22 protein-coding genes are annotated in these 22,606 nt (G+C 62.9%); 11 read left to right on the forward strand and 11 right to left on the reverse strand.

The window, feature by feature from the left end; genetic code table 11:
* Positions 1 to 28 precede the first annotated feature (28 nt).
* From ruvB to ybgC, 3 genes are read left to right on the forward strand one after another with little or no spacing between them, the layout of a single operon-like run.
* Entirely contained in the window at positions 29 to 1,027 is a 999-nt protein-coding gene (gene ruvB / locus JWR51_RS15775) for a Holliday junction branch migration DNA helicase RuvB (RefSeq protein WP_299749646.1), read from the forward strand.
* Complete coding sequence (locus JWR51_RS15780; protein ID WP_299749443.1) at positions 1,024 to 1,539, forward strand: NUDIX domain-containing protein; 516 nt, start codon at positions 1,024 to 1,026, stop codon at positions 1,537 to 1,539. Before ruvB ends, JWR51_RS15780 begins: the two co-directional genes overlap by 4 nt.
* Positions 1,532 to 1,936, forward strand: a complete 405-nt coding sequence (ybgC, locus tag JWR51_RS15785) for a tol-pal system-associated acyl-CoA thioesterase (RefSeq protein ID WP_299749446.1) — start codon at positions 1,532 to 1,534, stop codon at positions 1,934 to 1,936. The genes JWR51_RS15780 and ybgC overlap by 8 nt, the downstream gene beginning before the upstream one ends.
* Before the next feature lie 28 nt (positions 1,937 to 1,964).
* Here the strand turns inward: ybgC and JWR51_RS15790 are convergent, their stop codons facing one another.
* Positions 1,965 to 2,408, reverse strand: a complete 444-nt coding sequence (locus JWR51_RS15790) for a CHRD domain-containing protein (protein WP_299749449.1) — start codon at positions 2,406 to 2,408, stop codon at positions 1,965 to 1,967.
* 115 nt (positions 2,409 to 2,523) lie between these two features.
* Positions 2,524 to 2,979, reverse strand: coding sequence for a DUF1236 domain-containing protein (locus JWR51_RS15795; RefSeq protein ID WP_299749451.1), 456 nt, complete (start codon positions 2,977 to 2,979; stop codon positions 2,524 to 2,526).
* A gap of 324 nt (positions 2,980 to 3,303) precedes the next feature.
* Between JWR51_RS15795 and tolQ the strand changes: the two genes are divergently transcribed.
* From tolQ to tolB, 4 genes are read left to right on the forward strand one after another with little or no spacing between them, the layout of a single operon-like run.
* Complete coding sequence (tolQ, locus tag JWR51_RS15800) at positions 3,304 to 4,014, forward strand: protein TolQ (protein WP_299749454.1); 711 nt, start codon at positions 3,304 to 3,306, stop codon at positions 4,012 to 4,014.
* 2 nt (positions 4,015 to 4,016) lie between these two features.
* Positions 4,017 to 4,484: a protein TolR gene (gene tolR, locus JWR51_RS15805; RefSeq protein ID WP_299749457.1), complete on the forward strand. Its 468-nt coding sequence runs from the start codon at positions 4,017 to 4,019 to the stop codon at positions 4,482 to 4,484.
* Positions 4,485 to 5,681 carry a hypothetical protein gene (locus JWR51_RS15810; RefSeq protein WP_299749460.1) on the forward strand — a complete coding sequence of 399 codons (1,197 nt, stop codon included), beginning with the start codon at positions 4,485 to 4,487 and terminating at the stop codon, positions 5,679 to 5,681.
* Between the two features lie 54 nt (positions 5,682 to 5,735).
* Entirely contained in the window at positions 5,736 to 7,046 is a 1,311-nt protein-coding gene (gene tolB, locus JWR51_RS15815; protein ID WP_299749464.1) for a Tol-Pal system beta propeller repeat protein TolB, read from the forward strand.
* A 34-nt stretch (positions 7,047 to 7,080) separates the two neighbouring features.
* On the opposite strand, the gene JWR51_RS15820 is transcribed toward tolB, so the two are convergent.
* The 7 genes from JWR51_RS15820 to JWR51_RS15850 form a co-directional block, all read right to left on the reverse strand.
* Positions 7,081 to 8,652 (reverse strand): DHA2 family efflux MFS transporter permease subunit, encoded by a 1,572-nt coding sequence (locus JWR51_RS15820; RefSeq protein WP_299749467.1) that lies wholly within the window; start codon positions 8,650 to 8,652, stop codon positions 7,081 to 7,083.
* 185 nt (positions 8,653 to 8,837) lie between these two features.
* On the reverse strand, positions 8,838 to 9,584 hold the full coding sequence (locus tag JWR51_RS15825) for a ribonuclease activity regulator RraA (RefSeq protein WP_299749470.1): 747 nt from the start codon (positions 9,582 to 9,584) through the stop codon (positions 8,838 to 8,840).
* A 23-nt stretch (positions 9,585 to 9,607) separates the two neighbouring features.
* The gene (locus JWR51_RS15830) at positions 9,608 to 10,762 is read right to left on the reverse strand and encodes a mandelate racemase/muconate lactonizing enzyme family protein (protein ID WP_299749473.1); all 1,155 of its coding nucleotides are present in this window, start codon (positions 10,760 to 10,762) and stop codon (positions 9,608 to 9,610) included.
* 167 nt (positions 10,763 to 10,929) lie between these two features.
* The gene (locus tag JWR51_RS15835; RefSeq protein WP_299749476.1) at positions 10,930 to 12,015 is read right to left on the reverse strand and encodes an ABC transporter ATP-binding protein; all 1,086 of its coding nucleotides are present in this window, start codon (positions 12,013 to 12,015) and stop codon (positions 10,930 to 10,932) included.
* 9 nt (positions 12,016 to 12,024) lie between these two features.
* Positions 12,025 to 12,903, reverse strand: coding sequence for a carbohydrate ABC transporter permease (locus JWR51_RS15840; protein WP_299749479.1), 879 nt, complete (start codon positions 12,901 to 12,903; stop codon positions 12,025 to 12,027).
* Positions 12,900 to 13,787 (reverse strand): sugar ABC transporter permease, encoded by an 888-nt coding sequence (locus JWR51_RS15845; protein ID WP_299749649.1) that lies wholly within the window; start codon positions 13,785 to 13,787, stop codon positions 12,900 to 12,902. Before JWR51_RS15845 ends, JWR51_RS15840 begins: the two co-directional genes overlap by 4 nt.
* 153 nt (positions 13,788 to 13,940) lie before the next feature.
* A complete protein-coding gene (locus JWR51_RS15850) occupies positions 13,941 to 15,377 on the reverse strand; it encodes an extracellular solute-binding protein (protein WP_299749652.1) in 1,437 nt (478 codons plus the stop codon).
* A gap of 337 nt (positions 15,378 to 15,714) precedes the next feature.
* Here JWR51_RS15850 and JWR51_RS15855 point away from each other — a divergent pair, with 337 nt between their 5' ends.
* The 4 genes from JWR51_RS15855 (at position 15,715) to JWR51_RS15870 (ending at position 19,498) form a co-directional block, all read left to right on the forward strand.
* Positions 15,715 to 16,419 (forward strand): GntR family transcriptional regulator, encoded by a 705-nt coding sequence (locus tag JWR51_RS15855; RefSeq protein ID WP_299749482.1) that lies wholly within the window; start codon positions 15,715 to 15,717, stop codon positions 16,417 to 16,419.
* A 21-nt stretch (positions 16,420 to 16,440) separates the two neighbouring features.
* Complete coding sequence (locus tag JWR51_RS15860; RefSeq protein WP_299749485.1) at positions 16,441 to 17,802, forward strand: mandelate racemase/muconate lactonizing enzyme family protein; 1,362 nt, start codon at positions 16,441 to 16,443, stop codon at positions 17,800 to 17,802.
* Between the two features lie 157 nt (positions 17,803 to 17,959).
* On the forward strand, positions 17,960 to 18,286 hold the full coding sequence (locus JWR51_RS15865; protein ID WP_299749488.1) for an NIPSNAP family protein: 327 nt from the start codon (positions 17,960 to 17,962) through the stop codon (positions 18,284 to 18,286).
* A 9-nt stretch (positions 18,287 to 18,295) separates the two neighbouring features.
* Positions 18,296 to 19,498: a mandelate racemase/muconate lactonizing enzyme family protein gene (locus JWR51_RS15870; protein WP_299749491.1), complete on the forward strand. Its 1,203-nt coding sequence runs from the start codon at positions 18,296 to 18,298 to the stop codon at positions 19,496 to 19,498.
* 18 nt (positions 19,499 to 19,516) lie between these two features.
* Here JWR51_RS15870 and JWR51_RS15875 read toward each other — a convergent pair whose 3' ends face one another.
* Together JWR51_RS15875 and JWR51_RS15880 are read right to left on the reverse strand one after the other, a co-directional pair.
* On the reverse strand, positions 19,517 to 21,850 hold the full coding sequence (locus tag JWR51_RS15875; protein WP_299749493.1) for an EAL domain-containing protein: 2,334 nt from the start codon (positions 21,848 to 21,850) through the stop codon (positions 19,517 to 19,519).
* A 29-nt stretch (positions 21,851 to 21,879) separates the two neighbouring features.
* Positions 21,880 to 22,356 (reverse strand): molybdopterin-dependent oxidoreductase, encoded by a 477-nt coding sequence (locus JWR51_RS15880; RefSeq protein ID WP_299749496.1) that lies wholly within the window; start codon positions 22,354 to 22,356, stop codon positions 21,880 to 21,882.
* Positions 22,357 to 22,606: the final 250 nt, after the last annotated feature.

Consider the following 22,606-nt stretch of genomic DNA (forward strand, 5'->3'; position numbering starts at 1 on the left):
CTCCCCCGCAAGCGGTCGCGACGATCCGCTGGACGTCTCCTTGCGCCCGACCGGGTTTTCCGAGTTTGTGGGGCAGGCAGCGGCGCGGGCTAATCTGGAAGTGTTCATCGAGGCGGCCAAACGGCGCGGGACCGCGTTGGACCATGTGCTGTTCGTGGGGCCACCGGGGCTGGGCAAGACCACGCTGGCGCAGATCATTTCGCGCGAACTGGGCGTGGGCTTTCGCGCCACTTCGGGTCCGGTGATCGCCAAGGCGGGGGATCTGGCGGCGCTGCTGACGAACCTCGAAGATCGCGATGTGCTGTTCATCGACGAGATCCACCGGCTCAGTCCGGCGATCGAGGAAATCCTCTATCCGGCGATGGAGGATTATCAGCTCGACCTGATCATCGGCGAAGGCCCGGCGGCCCGCTCGGTGCGGATCGATCTGGCAAAATTCACCCTGGTGGGGGCGACGACGCGCGCCGGGCTGCTGACCACGCCATTGCGCGACCGCTTCGGCATTCCGGTGCGGCTCAATTTCTATACGCCCGAGGAGCTGGTGCTGATCGTTCAGCGCGGGGCGCGGCTTTTGGGGATGCCGATGGCGCCCGATGGAGCGATGGAGATCGCGCGGCGCTCGCGCGGCACGCCACGTATTGCCGGACGGCTGCTGCGGCGGGTGACGGATTTCGCGCTGGTCGACGGCTCGGGGGAAATCACCCGCGCCATCGCCGACAAGGCCTTGCTGCGGCTCGATGTGGATGCGCGCGGGCTGGACCAGCTCGACCGGCGCTATCTCACCACCATTGCCGAATTCTATAATGGCGGCCCGGTGGGGATCGAAACCATCGCCGCCGCGCTGAGTGAGCCGCGCGATGCGATCGAGGAGATCGTCGAGCCCTATCTGCTGCAGCAGGGTTTTATCCAGCGCACTTCGCGCGGGCGTATGCTGACCGGAGCGGCATTCCAGCATCTGGGGATGAGCGTGCCGCAGGGCTTTGTGGGCATTCAGGCCAATCTGTTCGAGGAGCCGGAGGCGGAATGAGCGAAACCGTGGCTGAGCGCACGATGATCAGCTTCAAGGTCGGCGACCAGCGGTTCAACCACCGGGTTGCCGCCATCGCGATGTGGAACGGCCACGTCCTGGTGTGCCGCGAGGACAAGGACGATTATGTGATGTTGCCCGGTGGCCGGGTGGAACTGGGGGAGTCCAGTCCCATCGCGCTGGCCCGCGAGATGGTTGAAGAACTCGGTGTTGAAGCACCCATCGAGCGACTGCTGTTCACCGAGGAGAACTTTTTCGAACGCGACGGCGAGGCGTTTCATCAGATCGGCATTTATTATCAGGTCGCGTTGCCGGATGATTTTCCCTTCGTCACCGGCACGCCGTGCCTGGTGCGGTTCGATGAAGGCCTGGAACTGAAATTTTCCTGGGTGAAGGCGACCGCCGAAGCGCTGACGGTGGTCAACCTGCTGCCGATGTGGTTGCGCGAGGCGCTCGAAGCCCCGCAGGATGGCTCCCGCCATGTCGTCGTCGACGAGCGATCCCGTGTCTGAGCCCCACACCTTTCCGGTTCGCATCTACTACGAAGACACCGATTTTTCGGGCAATGTCTATCACGCCGCCTATCTCAAATTCTTCGAGCGCGGGCGCACGGAATTCCTGCGCGATCTGGGCATCCATCATTCCGAATTGGCCCAGCAAGGCATCGCCTTCGCGGTGCGCGGGATGGACATCCAGTTTCTCGGCGCAGCCCATATCGATGACCTGCTTAGCGTCAGCACGCGGGTAGAGGCCATAACCGGCGCGCGGCTGACTTTGGCGCAGACGATCGAACGCGATGGCCTGCTGTTGACGCAGGCCAAAGTGGTGGTGGTGGCGATCAAGACCAGTGGCGGCGTCGCCCGCCTGCCCAGGCATTTGCTGGACCGGCTGGCGGCGGAGCGGCAATAAAAAGGGGCCGCGTGCGACCCCTCATTGGCTACATGGCACCGGCAGCCATCACCTGGCCACGGATTTCGCCATCGGGAAATTTGGCAGTGTGGACGTTGAAATACCACATGCCGGCCTGCAATTGCTCGGCCTGCTCGTCGGTTAGCGTGGCCGTGCCCTTGATGGGACTGGCAAGGCTCCCCTCGATCGGCACGACTGGTGCCGCGTTGGCGCCGACTTCAGCTGGACCGTGGAAATGGGCAGCGCTGGCGTCGCCGGTCAGGCCCTCATAGGTGACAGTCCAGGCGAATTGCTTGCTGTCAGTGTCGAAGGTGGCCTCGACCTTGCCGGTCCCGGCAGAATCGGTGGGCGGCACCTCGGAGGGGCCGTTCAGTTCGGCCATCATGTTGATGACTTCGGCATAGGCCGGGGCGGCGGCAAAGAGCGAGCCGGCGGCCAGCAGCACGGCCATGGATGCGATACGAATGCTCATAAAATCCTCCTCGTTGCGCGATGGTGCGTCGTATCGAACGGAGGACAAACGCGGCGGTTCCTTCACGAATTGGCGCGGCCCGGGCCTTGGTGGCCGGGCCGCCCAAGTCTAGCGATTAGTTGGTTGCTGCAACGACCGTGCCGGGCGAATAGACGATGGTATTGTTGGACAGGTCGACGAACCAGACCCGGTCCTGGGTGTAGAAATAGCCATAGATGGGGTCGCCTTCGATGGGGTGGATGACCACGGTCGAGGGCACCACATAGCCGACGTCGAGATTGCCCCCGATGACTACGGGGTCGGTCGGGTGCAGGCGGACATAGTCAACCGAGGATGCCTGCACGCCGGCGGCGGCGCCAATGGTAGCGCCCGCGAAGCCGCCGATAACGGCGCCGATAGGGCCGAACACCAGGCCGCCCGCAATCGCGCCGGCAACGCCGCCGCCAGCGCCGCCCACGGTTGCGCCTGCATCCTGCTCGTTGGTGGCGGGTGCACTCTTGAAGATCTGGGCGAAGGCCGGAGCGCCGCCCAGGGCAAAGATGGCCACGGAGGCCAGAAGAAGCTTTTTCATTGTTCTTTTTCCTCTTTGGCGCGCGATAAATTCTACCGCGCGGATTATTCGCCCCTCGCCTAAATAACGAACCCGGCTGGGTGGGGTTCCCGGCCCCGAGGTGTGTCCCGCTTGCATGACGCACATGCCGGCGCTCACGTTGCCGTCAGGGCACAGGCTTTGTTAACCAATCCTTGACCATAATTGCGGCAAAGGGACTGTCCTATGGTGCCGGGCTCCGCAAAGGCCGGAAAGCCAAGGCATTTCTCTTAAATTTGACAAATTCCGACCGCATGGCCTGTGCCTGAAGGTCGGGCTCTGTAAGCCGGCCGAAAGGATCACTCCATGGACGCAGCGACAGCGGTGGGAGCGGCAGCTCCGCACATCGATTTTTCGATCTGGGGGCTGTTTTGGTCGGCCGATTGGATCGTCAAATCTGTGATGCTGGGCCTGCTTGGCGCATCCATCTGGTGCTGGGCCATCATCATCGACAAGACCCTGTACTATCGCCGCGCCGCCAGCGAGATGAACCGCTTCGAGCGCGTGTTCTGGTCGGGCCAGTCGCTGGAAGAGCTGTATCAGCAGCAATCCGACAAGGCGACCGGCGGGCTGGGCGCGGTGTTCGTTGCGGCGATGAAGGAATGGAAGCGCAGCCACGAGCAGAATGCCTCGTCCTTCGTGGGCATGCAGCAGCGACTCGACAAGGTGCTGGACGTGGCCATCGCGCGCGAAAGCGAGACGCTGGAAAAGCGGCTGACCTTTCTCGCCACCGTCGGCTCGGCCGGCCCGTTCATCGGCCTGTTCGGCACGGTCTGGGGCATCATGAACGCCTTTACGGCTATTGCCGCCTCGTCCTCGACCAACCTGGCCGTGGTCGCAGCGCCGATTGCCGAGGCTCTGTTCGCCACGGCCATTGGCCTGGTCGCGGCTATTCCGGCGGTTATCGCCTATAACAAACTATCGTCCGACGCCGGCAAGATGATCGGGCGGCTCGAAGGCTTTGCCGACGAGTTCTCGACCATCCTGAGCCGCCAACTCGAAGCCCGGGGCAAGTAGCCATGGGCATGGGTGGAGCAGGCGGTGGTGGCGGAGGCGGGCGGCGCGGTAGCCGCCGCAGCCGTCGCAAGGGTAGCGGCGGGGTGATGAGCGAGATCAACGTGACGCCGCTGGTCGACGTCATGCTGGTGCTGCTGATCGTGTTCATGGTGGCGGCCCCGATGATGACGGCCGGCGTGCCGATCGACCTGCCCAAGACGGCCGCCAACGAGCTCAACAGCCAGACCCAGCCGATCACGGTGGCGGTGACGCCCGAAGGCGGCATCTACGTCGGTGAAGACCCGGTGGCCGAGAGCGATCTGATCGCCGCGGTGACGGCGCTCGCCACTAATGGCACCGAGGACCGGATATTCCTGCGCGGTGATACCGCGGCCAACTACGGCGCGGTGATGAAGGTCATGGGCCTGCTGTCGGGCGCTGGCTTCACCAAAATTGGCCTGATCACCGAGAAAGCCCCAGGGACGCCATAGATGCGCACCGGGATCGTCGTATCGGCTCTAGCTCACATCGTCCTGTTGACCATTGGCTTGGTCAATCTGGGGCAGGCGGAGCCGTTGGAGCCGATAACCGAATCCATCGCCGTCGACCTGGTGTCAATCTCGGACTTTTCCAATATTCGCGTCGGCTCGCTAGATAGTAAAATTGTCGAGACGCCGACCCCCTCGGCAGTGGAGACCAACAAGCCGGCCGAACTGGCGCAGCCAACCGGCAATACCGAGCAAAACCAGGAACAGCCCAAGCCGGCCGATATTCCGACGCCGGCGCCGGTGATCAATACCGCTCCGACCCCGGCGACGCGGCCGGAGCCGACGCCTGAGCCGACCCCCGAGCCGGACCCGGTTCCCGAACCAGTGCCAGAACCTGTTCCAGAGCCCGCACCGGTGCCGGAGCCAGCCCCTGCTCCTGAGCCGGCCCCCGTACCAGAACCTGCGCCCGTGCCGGAGCCTGCTCCGGTGCCCGAACCCGCGCCAGAGCCCGTTCCCGAGCCCATCCCGACGCCGGAGCCGACACCCGAGCCAACGCCGACGCCCGATCCGACACCGCCCAAGCCGGCGGTGCCGGCGCCGATGGCGCGGCCGGCCAATCTTGCGCAGAAGCGGGCAGACTTTGCGGCCAAGCAGGCGGCTCAGCAAGAGGCCCAGCAGCAAGCCGCCGCCGATGCCAAGAAGGAAGAAGAGCGCAAGAAGAAAGAGGCCGCCGCCAAGGAAGCCGCGCGCGTCGCTGCGGCCGAGGAGGCCAAGCGCGAGCAGGCGGCAACCTCGACGCTGGACGCTTCGTTGGCCGATGACATTTCGGCCATCATCAACAAGGATACGTCCACCGGCGCAACGACCGGGCAGGGCGGCTCGCCCACGCTAGGCGATGCGGATGGAACTTCGGCGACGCTGAGCCAGTCGGAAATCGCGGGCCTGCAGGCCAAGATCAAGCAGTTCTGGAACCTGCTGCCAAGCGAAACCGAAAGCGGCCTGACCGTCACCCTGCGGGTGAACCTTAACCAGGATGGCAGCGTTGCGGGTACGCCCCAGGTGATTGCCGCCGATCCGTCGCCCCTTGGGGCATCGATGGCGCGGGCGGCGCAGCGGGCAGTGTTGCAGGCGGCGCCCTTCAGTTTGTCGGCCGATTCCTATAACGAGTGGCGCGAGATCGAAATCACGCTGCGTCCCTGATTTTGACACACGATCTGGACAGAAGTCCGGGGTCGTTGAGATGGAGATGACGAAATGACCCTTCTGACCCGGCGCAATGCGCTCAAGCTTGGCCTCGCGGGCGGTGTGGCGTTGGCCGCCAGCCCATCGGCAATGGCGGCGCTGCAGATCGTGGTGGAGGGCGCCAATTTCCAGCCGCTGCCGATCGCCATTCCCAATTTCGCCTCGGCCGACCCCAGCTTTGGGGCCGAGATCGCCGATATCGTGCGCAACAACCTGCGCCGGTCCGGGCTTTTCCTGCCGCTCGATCCGGCCTCGCTGCCGGTGCAGGTCGGGGACGTCAACAACAATCCCGATTTCAACACGTGGCGCACCGCTAATGTGGATGCGCTGGTGATGGGCGCGGTTGAGCGCGGCGGGCAGATTTCCTCGTCGGTGCGCGTCTGGGATACGCAGCAGGCCACCCAGGTGGTGGGCAAGAGCTACAATACGGATCCCAATTCGTCGCGTCGCGTCGCCCACATCATTTCGGACGCGATCTATGAATCGCTCGCTGGCGGCACCGGCTATTTCGATACCCGCGTGGTCTATGTGGCCGAAAGCGGCCCCAAGGCCAATCGCGTCAAGCGGCTGGCGATCATGGACCAGGATGGCGCCAATATTCAGTACCTGACCGAGGGCAACACGCTGGCGCTGACGCCGCGCTTTTCGCCCAATAACGACCTCGTCACCTATATGAATTTCGAGGACGGCAATCCGCAGGTCTATATCCTGCAGCTCTCGACCGGGCAGCAGCAGCGTCTCGGCTCGTTCGGGGCGATGACCTTCGCGCCGCGCTTCTCCCCTGATGGCGGACGCATCGCCTTCTCGGTGGAAAATGCCGGCGCCACCAATATCTATTCGGTGGCCGTGGGCGGCGGGCAGCCGAGCCAGCTCACCAGCGGCCAGGCGATCGATACCGGTCCGTCCTATTCGCCCGATGGCAGCAGCATCATTTTCGAGAGCGATCGTGGCGGCTCGCCGCAGATTTACATGATGAGCGCCGGTGGCGGTAATGCGCAGCGCATCAGCTATGGCCAGGGCAGCTATTCGACCCCGGTCTATTCGCCCAAGGGTGACCTGATCGCCTTCACCCGCCAGTCGGGCGGGCAGTTCAATATCGGCATCATGGCGCCTGACGGGTCGGGCGAGCGCATGCTCTATACCAGCTTCCACGCCGAGGGCCCGACCTGGGCGCCGAACGGGCGCGTCATCATGTTCTTCCAGGATCCAGGCGGCAATGACGGCCCCAAGCTGATGAGCGTCGATATCTGGGGCCGCAACGTGCAGACCATCCCCACCGACAGCTATGCGTCGGACCCGGCGTGGTCGCCGCTGCGCGCATAGGCGCTCTTGGTCGCCCTCCCTGCGGGAGGGCGACCTATTCGCCCATGGCGTGGGCGCGCTCGATGGCTTCCTGTTCCTTGCTCTTGGCGGGGCCGGCCTGTTTCTTGGCCCCGCGCAGCAACAGGATTAGCGGGATGGAAGCCCCGCTCAGCACCGCCATCAGCCAGAAATCGTCCAGATAGGCCAGGATTGCCGATTGCTGCTGCACCAGGCCATCGATCATGGCGGTGAACTGGGTATTTGCACCCAGCAATTGCGGGAACTGGTCGCGCACGGCTGGCGAGGTCGCCGTGATGCGCCCGGCCAGTTCGGCATGGTTCACCTGCAGCATATTGGACAGCACGGCCGTCACCAGTGAAATGCCGATGCCCTGGCCCATATTGCGCACCAGGCTGAACATGGCTGTGGCGTCGGCGCGGAAGGCCGGCGCGATGGTGGCGAACGCCATGGTGGACAGCGGCACGAAGATGAACCCCATGCCAAAACCCTGGATCGCCCCGGTGATGACAATCGGGCTGGCATCCATCTGCAGGTCGAAGCCGGTCATCGCGTAGAGCGAATAGGTCATCAGCACGGCGCCGAACACCATCATGATACGCGCATCGACCTTGCCGCTGAGCCGGCCCACGATGATCATCGATAGCATGGTGGCGACGCCGCGCGGGGCCATCAGGATGCCGGTGAAAATCACCGGATAGCCCATCAGGTTCTGCAGCAGTGGCGGCAGCAAGGCGAGGCCCGAGAACAGCGTGATGCCGACCATCAGCATGAACAGCGTGGCCAGCGTGAAGTTGAAATCCTTGAAGATGCGCAGGTCGACGAACGGCGACTCCGCCGTCATCGAATGCACCACGAACACCCAGATGCCCGAGATCACCAGGCCCAGCTCGATCCAGGTTTCGGTGGAGGAAAACCAATCGTTGCCCGAGCCGCGGTCAAGCATCAATTGCAGCGCCCCGACGCCGAGCGCCAGCATGAAGAAGCCGAAGAAGTCGAAGCGGCGGATCTTGATTTCGGTGGTCGGCATGTAGAGCGTCAGCATGGTGACGCAGAGTACACCCACCGGCACGTTGACCAGAAACACCCAGCGCCAGTCGAAGCTCTCGGTCAGGTATCCGCCCAGCGTGGGGCCAACAATGGGTGCCACCATGATGCCCATGCCATAGATCGCCATGGCCTGGCCGATCCGTTCGCGCGGATTGATGTTGAGCAGCACCGTCTGCGCCAGCGGCGCGATCATGGCGCCGCAGAGGCCTTGCAGCACACGGAAAATCACCATTTCGGGTAGGCTGGTGGCGATACCACACAGCGCCGAAGCCCCCGTAAAGCCGATGACGGCAAACAGGAACAGCCGGCGCTGGCCGAGCCGGTCGCCCATCCAGCCGGTCAGGGGCGTGGCGATCGCCGCAGCCACGATGTAGGAGGTCAGCACCCAGTTGATTTCATCCTGGGCCGCGCCCAGCGACGCCGCCATATGGGGCAGGGCCACATTGGCAATGGTGGTATCGAGCACCTGCATGATGGTGCCGAGCATGAGCGCGACAGTCAGCAAGCCCTTGTGCTTGACCACCACTGCGGGGGCTGAATAGACGGGAGTTGCGGCCATGGCACACCTGATAGGCGGCAGGCCAGGCTCGCATTGTGCCGGGACGTTTAGACGCCGCCCGGCCAGCGAGCGGTCGTCGCTCTCTAAGCAATTAGTAAGCGTGCTTATTATATCTATGCGTACAGTAAGTCAAGCTGGTGCAAGGCGCCCGGCTTCGCGATGAAGCCAGGCGCGAAGCGATCCGGTCAGCTCTGCTGGATCGGGTTGGACTTGCGCCATTCCTCGTATTCGGCTCGGGCGTCTTCGTGCAGCGGATAATAGCGCTGCAGCGGCGCGCCCTGCATCAGCTTCATGCGGGAGAAATCCTCCCATTCGTGATGCTGGGTGGCGTTTTGGATCATCTGCTCGGCGAGTGCGACCGGCACGCAGACCGCGCCATCGTCATCGGCAACGATAATGTCGCCGGGGATAACGGTGACGCCGCCGCAGGCGATTGGCACGTTGACGGCGAAGGGCATCAGGCCGGTCTGGGTATGGAAGTTCGGCGTGACGGCGGTCAACCACAGCGGAATGTCGAGCTTCTGCACGTTGACGAAGTCGCGGATGGCCCCGTCGACCACCATGCCGGCGCCGCCGCGACCGCGGAAATAGGTCATCATCATATCGCCGAACACGCCGGCCGTGATGTCGCCCCGCGCATCGACAACCACCACGTCGCCCTTTTCTACCTGGTACAGCACGTGGCGATGCAACTGCTTTTCGACGCTGGCATATTCGCCTTCGCCGTAGAGGTCCTCACGCTTGGGCATGAACTGCAGCGTCAGGGCTGGGCCGGCGATGGACTTGCCCTTGTTGAAGCTCACGGGGCCCGTGATGTGGCAATTGCGGATGCCCATATGGGCGAGCGTGGCGCTGGCGGTGGCGGCGCCGACGGCCTGCACGCGGGCAACAAGATCCGCGGAGGGGCGGGTAATTTTGGCAATTTCGGTCATTTTGGGTTCCTAATAAGTCGTCTCTACCAATTGGTCACCGAGCCGTCAGTGCGGCGCAGATGGGGGGCTTCCCAGAATTTAAAGCTTTGTTTTTTCACCAGCTCCTCGTTGACCTCGACGCCGAGGCCGGGCAGTTCGCTGACCTCGTAGACCGCGCCATTGAGGACCGGCTGGGTGGTGAAGATGTCGGCATTATCGAAGCCGTGATATTTTTCGCCGGGCGAGGCACGAGTTTCGAGCCAGGAGAAATTGGCGACCGCGGCGCCGAAATGCACGGTCGCGGCAGTGCAGATCGGGCCGAGCGGATTGTGGGGCATCACGTCGACGTAGTGCGCCTCGCTCCAGCCGGCGATTTTCATCGCTTCGGTCAGGCCACCGGCATTGCAGACGTCGATGCGGTTGAACTGGTGGATGTCGCGTTCGATGTAGGGCAGGAACTGCCACTTGCTGGCAAATTCCTCGCCGATGGCGAAGGGAATGTCGGTCATGCGGCGCAGGGCCTCATAGGCCTCGGGCGTTTCGTCGCGGATGGGTTCCTCGAGGAAATCCAGCGTACCGGAAGGCATTTTCTGGCAGAAGCTGGCGGCTTCGGCGACCGACAGGCGATGGTGGTAATCGATGCCGAGCACCACGGTGTCGCCGAGTTCCTCGCGTGCCTTGATGCACCATTTTGCCGTTTCGCCGATGGACTGGCGCGGCTCGTAGATGCCGCGGCTTTCGTGGGCGGCCGGATTGAGACGCATGGCGTCCCAGCCCAGCTCCATCAGCTCTTTGGCCTGCTCGATCATCTCGGGACCGCAGGGGCCTTTGGTGGTGGCGAAGGTGGGAATGTGGTTGCGCTGCTTGCCGCCGAGCAATTGATAGACCGGTACGCCGAGCGCCTTGCCCTTGATGTCGTGCAGCGCGATATCGATGGCCGATATGGCGGCGGTCAGCACGCGGCCGCCCTCGAAATACTGGCTGCGATACATTTCCTGCCACAGCGCGCCGATCGCCATCGGGTCGCGCCCGATGAGGAATTCGCGATAGTGCTCGATGGCCCCCACCACGGCCCTTTCGCGGCCGGAAAGGCCGCTTTCGCCCCAGCCAAAGATGCCCTCGTCGGTCTCGACCTTGACGATGAGCTGGTTACGCGTGCCGACCCACGTCGGGTAGGGGATGATCGCCGTGATTTTCATAAAGTGGTCTCGTGCATGGGGAAGGCCCCCTCACCCGACCCTGCGGGTCGACCTCTCCCCCTAGGGAGAGGTGAAGTGGGCGCAGTGCTTTCTGCACCTCTCCTTTTGGGGGAGAGGTCGCCGCGCAGCGGCGGGTGAGGGGGCCTTTGGTCGATCACCACGATCTCCTAAGCCGCCTGCAATGCCATGGTGGTGGCGCCGTCGAACAGATGCATGCGGTCCTGGTCGAACTCGATCCACACCATCTCGTCGGGCGCGATGACCACGCTGGGGGCGAGGCTGATATTGACGACGGCGCCGTTGATGAAGACCTGGGCGAAGGTGACGTCGCCGGTGGGCTCGACGGTGTAGACCTTGCCGGGCACCGAGCCCGGTACGGCCGATTTGTGCAGCTTGAGCGTCGAGTGGCGGGCACCGAGCACGATGTCCTTGGTGGTCGAGCCGGCGGCCTTGCGCACATTGGCGGGGGACAGCGGTAGTTCCCAGCCTTCGGGGCTCCTGAGCGAATTGCCCGCAGCTTCCAGCGGGATCAGGCTCATCGCCGGGCTGCCGACGAAGCTGGCCACGAAGGTATTGACCGGGTTGGAGAACACATTGGCGGGCGTATCGTATTGCTGCAGCAATCCACCGTTCATCACCGCCATCTTGTCGGCCATGGTGACGGCCTCAAGCTGGTCATGGGTGACATAGACCACGGTGGCATTGAGGTTGTGGTGGAAGCGCTTGATCTCGCTGCGCATCTGCACGCGCAGCTTGGCATCGAGGTTGGAGAGCGGCTCGTCCATCAGAAACACGGCCGGGTCGCGCACCAAAGCGCGGCCGAGGGCGACACGCTGCTGCTGGCCGCCGGACAGTTCGCGCGGCTTGCGCTCGAGCAGGTGGGTGATGTCCAGCAGCTTGGCGGCGTCCTGCACCTTGCGGTCGATTTCCTCCTTGGGCAGCTTGCGCATCTGGAGGGGGAAGGCGAGGTTTTTGTAGACGGACTTCTGCGGATAGAGTGCGTAGTTCTGGAACACCATGGCGATATCGCGATCCTTGGGATCGAGATCGTTGACCACGCGGTTGCCGATGGAAATATCGCCGCCGCTCATGGGCAACAGGCCTGCGATCAGGTTCAGCGTCGTGGTCTTGCCGCAGCCGGACGGGCCGACCAGGGCGACGAATTCACCATCGTTGACGGTGAAGCTGACATCGTTGACGGCATACATGTTGCCGTAAGTCTTCATGACGTGCTGGAGGACAATCCCGGCCATCTTCGGCTCCTAATGTTTGACGGCGCCTTCGGTGAGGGCACGCACGAAGTATTTTTGCAGGACGAGGAACAGCACGACGACCGGCACGCTCATGATAAATGTCGCCGCCATCAGGCCCGGCCAGTCTGTCGCATTCTCCGAAAAGAAGCGCTGGATGCCGACCGGCAGTGTCATCTGCGACTGCTTGGTGAGGAAGGTGTAGGCGTAGATGTATTCGTTCCACGCCCCGATGAAGCTGTAGATCGAGGTGGCGATGATGCCCGGCGTCGAGAGCGGCATGACGATATAGATGAACGCCTGGAACCGCGTGGCCCCGTCGATGCGGGCCGCCTGTTCGAGCTGGATCGGGATGTTGTCGTAAAAGCCCTTGAGCAGCCAGATCGCCAGCGGCAGTCCAAAGGTGAGGTAGGTCAGGATCAGCGAGCCGTGCGTATTCACAAGGCCCAGGGCCTTCATCAGGATGAAGAGCGGCACGAGGAACACCACCGCCGGGAACATGTTGCGTAGCAGCACCGCGAAGAACAGGAAATTGCGGCCGGGGAAGCGGAAGCGCGAGAACGCGTAGGCCGCCGGCACCGCCACCACCACCGCGAGGATCGTGGTGATGGTCGAAACCCAGAGGCTGTTCCAGAAATAGTGCAGAAAATCCTGCCCGATGCGGCCCGACGGGTCGAGCAGCCGCGTATAGTTCTGTAGCGTCGGCTCGGCCGGCCACCATTGCGGCGGATACTGCATCGCCGCAAAACCGGTCTTGAGCGAGGTGATGATCATCCAGACCATCGGCATCACGGTGAAGCCCAGCAGCAGGACGAGGAACAGCCGCCCGGTCCAGCGCCACCAATCGGGGCCGTTGCGTCGCCTCACGGCGCTTTCGGTGATTGTGGTCATGCGCCGGCCCTCTTGTCGTCGCCGCGGGTCAGGGCGCGGACATAGAAGTAGCCCAGCACCATCATGATCAGGAACAGCAGCACCGCATAGGCCGCGCCGACGCCCCAGTTCTGGCGCAGGAAGGCCAGTTCGTAGATGTGGGTGATCCAGATCTGCGTCGAACCCACCGGCCCGCCGCCGGTCATGATGAAGGGGATGATGAACGAGTTGAAGTTCTGCACCACCAGCAGCAGGATCGTCACGGTCGATACGCCCTGCAGCTGCGGCAAGGTCACGTGCCAGAACCGCTGCCAGGCCGACGCGCCATCCACCTGGGCTGCCCGCAGCAGCGATTCGGGCACGGTTTGCAGCCCGGCCATCAGCATGATCATGGCAAAGGAGAACTCCTTCCACACATTGACGACGATCAGCGCGTAGAGCGAGGTGGTGGAATTGTCGATGAAGTTGACCGGCCCCTTGGTCAGGCCGATCTGGTTGAGCAGCGCCCCAATGGCGCCGAAATCGGAATGGTAGAGCCACTTCCACACATAGGAGGCGGCCACAGCGCTCACCACCCACGGAATCAGCAGGAGCCCGCGCAGCAGCGCCCGGCCGATGAACGCCCGGTGCAATGCCAGCGCGGCGCCCAGGCCGAGCAGGAACGAGAACAGCGTGGACAGTACGGTCCAGATGATCGTCTGCCAGGTGACCTTCCAGAAGATCGCGCTGGTCAGGACGGTGCGATAGTTATCGATCCCGGTGAAGGTCTTGTCGGCCAGCGACAGGCTCGCGGGGGTTTTGTAGAAGCTGAGTTCGATCGTGTAGTAGACCGGATAGGCGATCACGATCAGCATCACCAGCAGTGCCGGCGCGATATAGAGATAGTCGAAGCGGCTGGTGTACATGCGCTGGCCAAGGCTGGCCTGCTTAGGCGCGGGGCCAGGAACATCCCGGAAAATCGCTTGTCCCTGTACGCTGCTCACGGTGGCACCACCTTTGGCTATGAATAGAAAGACCGGCGACGAGTGGCCGCCGGCCCGAGGTTGGTTAGAGGCAGATCAGATGCCGCCGCCACCACCGCCGATGATGGTCTCGATCTTCTTGGCGGCGTCTTCAGTTGCCTGGTCCACCGTCATGTTGCCGGTGAGGGCGTTTTGCAGCATGTCCGGAATGACGATGTTCATGATCTCGGGTGATTCCGGCAGGACCGGGAACGGGATGCCGTTGGGCAGCATCGAGGTGGTCACGTCCAGGAACTTGATGGTATCCAGGCGCTGCTTCATCGAGGAGGTCAGGAAGCCGTTGATGTTGCCGGGGTTGGAGCCGACCCAGGCGAGCCTGGTCGACCATTCCGGGCTGTCCCACATGCAGATCAGCGCCTTGACGGCCTGTTCGTCCACCTTGCCGCCATCGACGAATTCCGGCTTCACCACGTGGATGTTCGAGCCGCCGAACACAACGGCGCGCTTGCCGTCCGGACCCGTCGGCATCAGGCCATAGCGCATGTTGGCGACAACGGCGTCTGCCGTGGCCTTGTCGGCGCCGGTAGCCTTGCTGGCGAGGTCCAGCATCTTGGCGTATTCAGCCGGGTGGGCGATCATCATGCCGAGCTGGCCGGCGATGAACGGCGCCTGGTTTTCAGCCTGGGTATTGGTGAGGGCCGAAACCGGCACCGACTTGTCGACGGCGTACATCTGGTACGCGGCCTGCAAGGCGGCCTTGGAGCCGGCATTGTTGATCTCGACCGACTTGTAGGTCGGGTTTGCGGTCGCTTCGTCGAGCGAGCCGCCACCATAGGCCCAAAGCTGCGGCATAAAGCGGAACGGCGTATTGCCGGCGTTCTGCTTGGCTACGAGGCCATAGCCGGAAATGCCGAGCTTGTCGTGGATCTGCTTGGAATAGGCGACCACGTCATCCCAGGTCTTGGGCGCCGCTTCCGGGTCGAGGCCAGCATCGGCGAACACCTTGGCATTCCAGATGAAGGCCATGGTCTCGTTATTGGTCGGCAGGCCGTAGAGCGTGTTGTCGTAGGTTACCGACTTGAGGGCGCCTGGCCAGAAATCGGCAGCGGTGAAGCCGTAATCTTCCGGCTTGACCGGGTTCAGGTAGCCCTTGGCGGCGAATTCGACGCCACCGAGAATCTGCAGGCGGATGACCATCGGGGCGGAGTTGCCGAGCAGCGCCGTGCGGAACTTGTCGAGCAGTTCGTTATAGGTGATCGACTGCACGTCGGTCTTGATGTTGGGGTAGGCCGCGTGGAACGCGTCCCAGAACGCCTTGTCCTGGTCGTGCGCGATCTGCGGATCGGCCTCGAACGGGCCGGTGTACCAGTAGCTCACATTGCCGGCATAATCGTTGGGCACGACTGCGCCGCAATCCTTGGCGGCGTCGAAGTCCTTGGTGCCGGCGATCGACTTCACATATTCCGGCGACCATTTGCTGAGATCGACGGCCTGGGCGTAAACGCTGGTCGAGATCAGGGATGTGGTTGCCATCGCCGCCAGAGCAAACTTGGCGATGTGCCGACGGGTCGGCGAGCCAGACCGCTGCGCGCGGTCTTCCGAATTCGTCATCGATAGTCCTCCTCATATTCGGAAGACCGTCCGACCCCCTGGTCGCACCGGGTCTTCCCCGCAGCATGCGCTGCGCCTCCTCAGTCGCAAGGTCGTTTCGGTGCCTTGCCTGGGGCCGGGCTTGCCTGCCCACGTCTCCCATACAAGACCGTTGCAGACTGCAAACTATGTGTCAAGATCGGATAGATCGTACATTATTTGTGGCATTTTACGTGCAAACTGGCTTGGCTTGCCGCAAAAAGCCGCATAAACAGGCATTATGAGCGAGAACGATGTCATCCTCACAGCGCCTGAACCGGCTCTCGACCAGCCGGGCAAGGTCTATGAGATGATCCGCGAGGACATCATTTCCGGCCGGCTGGAGCCCAGTGCGCGGCTCAAGGTGGCTGACCTCGCGGCCGCCTATGGCACCTCCACCAACCCCGTTCGCGAAGCGCTGCAGCAGTTGCGCGGCGAGGGCTTCGTGGTCATGGAAGCCAATCGCGGGGCGCGGGTGGTGGCCATCGACGAGGCCTTCGTGCGCGACATCATCGAGATCGAGGTGCTGATCGAGCCGGCGCTGACCCGGTGGTTCGTGTCGATCGTCACCGATGCCGATATTGCCGAGCTGGAGGCCGCGCAGGCCGATATCGAGGCGCTGAATTTTTCCGATGCGCAGCGTCACGGCCAGCTCGACACGCGGTTCCACCAGTTGATCTACGACCGGCACTACAATCGCCATGCCGCGGACCTGTGGTGGAAACACCGCGAGATTTTGCGCGCCATCAGCCGGCGCTTTCCCACCTCGCTGAGCCGCCGCGTGGCCGTGCTGAACGAGCATCGCGAACTCATTGCCTGCATAAGGCGCCAGGACGCCGAGGGCGCCGCCGCCGTGGTGGCACGCCATGTTGAAGGATCGGGACGCCACATCATCGAACAGATGGGCGTTGCCAAAAGAAACGGGCCTCGCAAGCGCCCGGCATAGCATTTTCAGAGGAGGAAATTGATGACGACCACATTGGGGGCCGCCGAGACGATTCAGAACAATATCCGCATGAGTTCGAGCCCGAGTGACCTGCGGATCACTGACCTGCGGGTCGCCGAGATCGTCGGCGCGCCGTTCACCTCCGCGCTCATCAAGATCTACACCAACCAGGGCATTGTGGGCCTGGGCGAGGTGCGCGACGGCGCGAGCGCGACGTATGCGCTGATGCTCAAAAGCCGGCTGCTGGGCGAAAATCCCTGCGACGTCGATCGCCTGTTCCGCCGCATCAAGCAGTTCGGCGGCCATGGCCGGCAGGGCGGCGGCGTATCGGCAATCGAGATTGCGCTGTGGGACCTCGTCGGCAAGGCTTATGGGGTGCCGATCTACCAGATGCTGGGCGGCAAGTTCCGCGACAAGGTGCGCATCTATTGCGATACCGACGCCGAAAAGCCGAGCGGCACCGAGACTGGCAAGCGCCTCAAGGAGCGCATGGATCGCGGCTTCACCTTCCTCAAGATGGACCTCGGCCTGATGCAAATCGCCGACGTTCCGGGCGCCGTCGTTGCCCCGGCCGGCACGCTTGAAGGCTACAAGATCCATCCCAGCCGCGGCTCGGCCAAGACAATGGACGACCGGCGCGCCCGCAATGCGGTCTACGACACCCACAATGTCCGCCATCCCTTCAGTGGCCTGCATTTCACCGACAAGGGTCTCGACCTGCTGGAGCAGTACATTGCCGAGGTCCGCGAGGTGATCGGCATGGATATTCCGCTGGCCATCGACCATGTCGGCCATATCTCGCTGCAGAACGGCATCCGCCTCGCCAAGCGGATCGAGAAATACGTGCCGGCCTGGCTCGAGGACGTGATCCCGTGGCAGTATACCGACCAGTATCGCCAGCTTCAGGAAGCCACCTCGGTGCCGATCTGCACCGGCGAGGACATCTACCTCAAGGAGGGGTTCGAACCGCTGCTCAAGAGTGGCATCTCGGTCATCCATCCGGACCTGCTGACTTCGGGCGGCATTCTCGAAACCAAGAAGATCGGCGACGCGGCGCAGGAACATGGCATCGCCATGGCCATCCACATGGCCGAAAGCCCGATCGCCGCGATGGCGGCGGCCCACGTGGCGGTCGCGACCGAGAATTTCATGGCGCTGGAATATCACTCGGCCGACGTGCCGTGGTGGGACGATATCGTCACCGGCCTGCCCAAGCCGCTGGTCCAGGACGGCTTCATCACCGTGCCGGACAAGCCGGGGCTGGGCATCGACGATGTTGTCGACGAAGTTATCAGTCAACACCTGCAGGACGGTGTCAAAGGCATCTGGCTGCCCACCGATCACTGGGATGACGAATATTCCTGGGACCGTACCTGGAGCTGAGAGCGTCCTTCACCTCTCCCTTTGGGGGAGAGGTCGACCCTCTTGGGTCGGGTGAGGGGGCCTCCCCCACGCACCTCACCCAGTAAAGGCCCCCTCACCCGGCGTTTGCACGCCGACCTCTCCCCCAAAGGGAGAGGTGAAGAAAGAACGAGAAACCATGATCTACGAACTTCGCATCTATGAATGCCTGCCCGGCCGATTGCCGGCACTGCTCAAGCGCTTCAACGACCACACGCTGGCGATATGGGACCGGCATGGCATCCGCCAGGCCGGGTTCTTCACCACGGTGGTGGGCGAAAGCAACCAGCGCCTCACCTATTTCCTCGCCTGGGAATCCCTTGCCGAGCGCGAGGCGAAATGGACCGCCTTCATCACCGATCCGGCCTGGCACAAGGCCCGCGACGAATCGGAGCGCGACGGACAGATCGTCGCCAATGTCACCAATCAATTGCTGGCGCCGACCGCCTTCTCGTCGGTGAAATAAGAGGACACTATGAAAATCACTGATCTGCGCTGTGCCGTTATTGGCCGGCACCCCATCGTGCGCATCGTCACCGATGAGGGAATCTACGGGCTGGGGGAGGTTGAATTCACCAAGACCTACCTCAAGCCATGGGTGCTGCACTTCCGCGAGGCGCTGATCGGGGAAGATCCGACCGATGTCGAGCGGGTGATGCTTAAGATCCGCCAGCGCGGCAGCTTCAAACCCTACGGGGCGGCGGTCTCGGCCATCGAGCATGCGCTATGGGACATTGCCGGCAAGGCCGCCAATGTGCCGGTCTACAAGCTGCTCGGCGGCAAGGTGCGCGATCAGGTCCGCGTCTATAACGGCTCGATCCGCAAGAAGCGCACCGGCGACCGGCCGGAGGATTATGCTGCCGACGTCAAATGGATGATGGAGCAGCCGCAGAACTTCTTCATGGTCAAGCAGGGCATCAGCTTCCATTCCAACATGAAGGACTCGATCGACGACTTCCATTATGGCCCGCGCCAGACCAAGGCGGGCTATCACGGGGCCATGGACCAGGGGCAGATATCCGAGCACGGCTTCAACCATATGCTCGATTGCGTCACCGCCATGAAGGAAGTGCTGGGCGACAAGGTTTCGCTGGCGCTCGATTGCGGCCCCGGCTGGTTCCTCCCCGATGCCATCCGTTTCGCTAATGCGGTCGAGAAGCACAACCTAATGTGGCTCGAGGACATGCTGACCGGCGACTACGTGCCCTGGGTCAATCCGCAGGCCTATCGCGAGCTGACGCTGTCGACCACGACGCCGATCCATACCGGCGAGCAGATCTACCTGCGCCACAACTTCAAGGAGCTGATCGAAACGCAGGCGGTGCGTGTCATTGGTCCCGATCCCGCTGATATCGGCGGCATTGCCGAGCTGAAATGGGTCGCCGAGCACGCCTATATGCACTCGATCATGATGGCGCCGCATGGCACCGCCAACGGACTGCTGGGTCTTGGCGCGCTGATCAATGTGTGCGCCACGCTGCCGGCGAACTATATCGCCTTCGAATATCCCAGCGCCTCGGACCCGTGGTGGGAGGATATCGTGATCGGCCTGCCCAAGCAGATCGTCAAGAACTCGATGGTCGACCTGCTCGAAGCGCCCGGCCTGGGGCTGGATATCGATGCCGAAGGGGCCAAGAAGTACCTGCTTGAAGAAGACGCAGGCTTCTTCGCGCCCTAAGGCCCTCGGCGGCCCGCCTCACCACTTGTTGGAGCGGAGCGGGCCGCTCTCGAGGTCCTGCCGGGTAAGCATGGCGTGGAATTCGGATTCGGGCGTAGGCCGGCTGAAAAAGTAGCCCTGGGCTTCTGAGCAGCCGGCCTCGGTGATGATGTCGAGCTGGGCCTGGGTCTCGACGCCTTCGGCCGTGGTCAGCATTTTCAGATTGCGGCCGAGCGTGACGATCGACTGCACGATGGCCAGGCTATCGGGCCGGTTTTCGAGGTCGCGCACGAAGCTCTGGTCGATCTTGAGCTTGTCGAAGGGGAAGCGCTGCAGATAGCTCAACGACGAATAGCCGGTGCCGAAGTCATCCAGTGCGATAGTCAGGCCCAGGGCGCGCAACCGAAGCAGTGCTTCAAGATTGGCGGCATTGTTGCGCAGCAGGACGGTTTCGGTAATTTCCAGTTCGAGGCGCTTCGGGTCGAACCCGCTATCGGCCAGCACGGTCTTGACCATATCGACAAGTCCCGCCTTGCGGAACTGGACCGGCGACAGGTTGACCGAAACGCGAATGTGTTCGGGCCAGGCCAGCGCGTCGCGGCATGCCTGGAGCAATGCCCATTCGCCCAGCACGTCGATGACGCCGGTCTCCTCGGCGAGCGGGATGAATTCGGCCGGCGAGATGAGGCCGTGCTCGGGATGACGCCAACGTATCAGCGCTTCGCCTGACACGATCCGGCCGGTCTTGAGGCTGATCAGGGGTTGATAAAAAAGCTCGAACTGGCTCAGCTTGATGCCGGTGCGCAGGTCGGCCTCGAGCAGGTGCCGGGTGCGCAGCACCTGTTCCATGCGCGAGGTGAAAAAGCGGCAGGTGCCTGTGCCATCGGCCTTGGCGGAATAGAGCGCCAGGTCCGCGTTCTTCATCAGTTGGTCGGGATCGCTGCCGTCGGTCGGGGCTACGGCGATGCCGATGCTGGTGCTGACGACAATCTCGTGGTCCTCGATGTGATAGGGCCGCCCGACGGTGTCGATGAGGCGCTCGGACAGTTCCAGAGTGCTGTCGAGGGACGTGTCGCGGCAATAGTGCAGCACGGCAAATTCGTCGCCACCCAACCGCGCGACAATGTCGCGGGGGGACAAGGTATGCCGCAGGCGCTCGGCGACCTGGCGCAGCAGGACATCGCCAACCGGATGGCCAAGCGTGTCGTTGACTTCCTTGAAGCGGTCGAGATCGAGATAAAGCACGGCAAAGGGCTGGGCGCGCTGGTCCAGGCCGCGCACGGCCTGGGTGATGCTTTCCCAGAACAAGAGCCGGTTGGGCATGCCGGTCAGGGCGTCGTGACGGGCCATGTGGACCACGCGGTTCTGGGCGCGGTGACGCTCGGTAACGTCTTCGAACGTGCAGACCCAGCCGCCCTCGGCCATGGAGTCGCGCGAGACCAGCAGCACCATGCCATTGGGCAGGTGATGGGCGCGATCGTTGAGGACGGCGATGTCGTCGTTGTCATCGTCGGCGCGGGTAAACTCATGGCTAGCGTCGGACAGCAGTTCCGGGTCGACAAGGTCGGTGATGGGGGTTCCGGGCGCGGCCTGGGCTTCGTCCAGCCCGAAGATGGCCAGGAAACGCGGATTGCAGACGATGATGCGGTATTGCGCGTCGAGCAGGACGAGACCCAGCGACATGGCATCGAGGGCCGCGTCGAACCGGGCATTCTGCACGGCCAGGCTCTGCTCCTTCTGCTGCAGAACCTCTTGGGCGCGACCCAGAAGGCCGTTGTGCAGCAGCAGCAGGACAGTCAGCGCGCAGCCGCAGGCGATCATGCCGATGGCGACCCAGGTAAAGGCCCATTGCAGGCCGAAGAGGCTTTCCCGGTCCGCCGCGATGCGCGCCACGTTCCACACATTGGCATCGGTGGAAAGGCGAACCAGCTTAGGATAGATCGGCTCCAGAATGGCCAGGATGCGGCCGGGCGTGCCGGGCTCTGCCAGGTCCGCAAGCAGGGGTCTGGTGTTGTCGAGGGCGCTTTCGAGGTCGTCCAGGATTTGGCCGACGCGCGGATCGGACAGCGCGAACGCCTCGATATCCCTGGTCCGCAAGGTCTTGAGCCGGTTGCCAACGATGTCAAAGCGGAGCTTGACCTCGTCGGCAGTTGTGCGACCATCCGCCATGCCAAAGGCGCTGACGCGCTGTTCGAGGCGCGCAAACTCGCTTGGGGCCTGGGCCACGATCCAGGTGACGTTGCCGAGGCCCACGCCTTCGAGGGCAGTCTGACGCTGGAAAACCACGGCCGAGATGTAGAAGGCCGAGGCGATGAAACCCAGGATCACGACGGTCAGTGCTATGCGTAGGACGCGCAAGGTGGAAAAGTTCATTCCATGGTTGGGCGGCCGCTAGTCGCGGCCTATTGGACGGAGATTTCCTTGACCTGCCAGACGGCACGACCGTAGTAGGGCTGGCCTTGCAGGACCGGGTTGCTGTCGAACGGGTAGATCACGAAGAACGGCCCCTGGTCGTCGACCGGCATATAGGCGCCGTTGCGCTTGACGGCCAGGATGGCGCCGAATTCAGCGAAATCGGCGGTCGGGATGTCGACACTGTAGTCGTTGAGTGCGGTGACGGTGGTGGTGTCGCCCTTGGCATTGGCCTTTTCGAGCAGCATTGCGAGGGGGACACCCTCGAAATCAACCACGCCTTCGTTCCATGGCGTCTTGGTCTTGACCGAGACCAGGCCCATGGCCTCAAGCTGGGTGCGATCGTAGGTGACGGCGCCGGACGCACTGGTAATCGTCACGGCCGGCACGTCCTGCGCCAGGGCTGGCGTGGAGAAGGCGGCGAGAATGGCAAAGACGATATTGGTGAGGGAACGCAAAGCGGGCATGATAGGTCTCCTTTATGTCCATTTTGAACCGGGCGCTTTCACAACGCGTTAAGCCGCACAGCATCATGAAAGCAGGCTTAACAAGCCATGACCATACAAGGTGTATTTATTGGAGCGGTAGCCCGCGTGAAATGTAGGCAAAGTACCTAGCGGGCGGTATCTTCGCAAACTGCGCCATTTCGACGATAATTGATTGCCGCTGACGCATTCCAAGTTGCTGGGAGAGGCCCCGATCAGAGAGATAACGTGG

Source organism: Devosia sp. (genome assembly GCF_028290625.1).
GTDB lineage: Bacteria > Pseudomonadota > Alphaproteobacteria > Rhizobiales > Devosiaceae > Devosia.

Bases quoted from the DNA above. Each gene is read 5' to 3' on its own strand.
- JWR51_RS15795 (WP_299749451.1), bottom strand. From the start codon at position 2,979: ATGAAAAAGCTTCTTCTGGCCTCCGTGGCCATCTTTGCCCTGGGCGGC.
- tolQ (WP_299749454.1), top strand. From the start codon at position 3,304: ATGGACGCAGCGACAGCGGTGGGAGCGGCAGCTCCGCACATCGATTTT.
- JWR51_RS15845 (WP_299749649.1), bottom strand. From the start codon at position 13,787: ATGTACACCAGCCGCTTCGACTATCTCTATATCGCGCCGGCACTGCTG.
- JWR51_RS15850 (WP_299749652.1), bottom strand. From the start codon at position 15,377: ATGGCAACCACATCCCTGATCTCGACCAGCGTTTACGCCCAGGCCGTC.
- JWR51_RS15790 (WP_299749449.1), bottom strand. From the start codon at position 2,408: ATGAGCATTCGTATCGCATCCATGGCCGTGCTGCTGGCCGCCGGCTCG.
- JWR51_RS15875 (WP_299749493.1), bottom strand. From the start codon at position 21,850: ATGAACTTTTCCACCTTGCGCGTCCTACGCATAGCACTGACCGTCGTG.
- JWR51_RS15810 (WP_299749460.1), top strand. From the start codon at position 4,485: ATGCGCACCGGGATCGTCGTATCGGCTCTAGCTCACATCGTCCTGTTG.
- tolB (WP_299749464.1), top strand. From the start codon at position 5,736: ATGACCCTTCTGACCCGGCGCAATGCGCTCAAGCTTGGCCTCGCGGGC.
- tolR (WP_299749457.1), top strand. From the start codon at position 4,017: ATGGGCATGGGTGGAGCAGGCGGTGGTGGCGGAGGCGGGCGGCGCGGT.
- JWR51_RS15780 (WP_299749443.1), top strand. From the start codon at position 1,024: ATGAGCGAAACCGTGGCTGAGCGCACGATGATCAGCTTCAAGGTCGGC.
- JWR51_RS15880 (WP_299749496.1), bottom strand. From the start codon at position 22,356: ATGCCCGCTTTGCGTTCCCTCACCAATATCGTCTTTGCCATTCTCGCC.
- JWR51_RS15820 (WP_299749467.1), bottom strand. From the start codon at position 8,652: ATGGCCGCAACTCCCGTCTATTCAGCCCCCGCAGTGGTGGTCAAGCAC.
- JWR51_RS15825 (WP_299749470.1), bottom strand. From the start codon at position 9,584: ATGACCGAAATTGCCAAAATTACCCGCCCCTCCGCGGATCTTGTTGCC.
- JWR51_RS15835 (WP_299749476.1), bottom strand. From the start codon at position 12,015: ATGGCCGGGATTGTCCTCCAGCACGTCATGAAGACTTACGGCAACATG.
- JWR51_RS15830 (WP_299749473.1), bottom strand. From the start codon at position 10,762: ATGAAAATCACGGCGATCATCCCCTACCCGACGTGGGTCGGCACGCGT.
- JWR51_RS15840 (WP_299749479.1), bottom strand. From the start codon at position 12,903: ATGACCACAATCACCGAAAGCGCCGTGAGGCGACGCAACGGCCCCGAT.
- JWR51_RS15870 (WP_299749491.1), top strand. From the start codon at position 18,296: ATGAAAATCACTGATCTGCGCTGTGCCGTTATTGGCCGGCACCCCATC.
- JWR51_RS15865 (WP_299749488.1), top strand. From the start codon at position 17,960: ATGATCTACGAACTTCGCATCTATGAATGCCTGCCCGGCCGATTGCCG.
- JWR51_RS15855 (WP_299749482.1), top strand. From the start codon at position 15,715: ATGAGCGAGAACGATGTCATCCTCACAGCGCCTGAACCGGCTCTCGAC.
- JWR51_RS15860 (WP_299749485.1), top strand. From the start codon at position 16,441: ATGACGACCACATTGGGGGCCGCCGAGACGATTCAGAACAATATCCGC.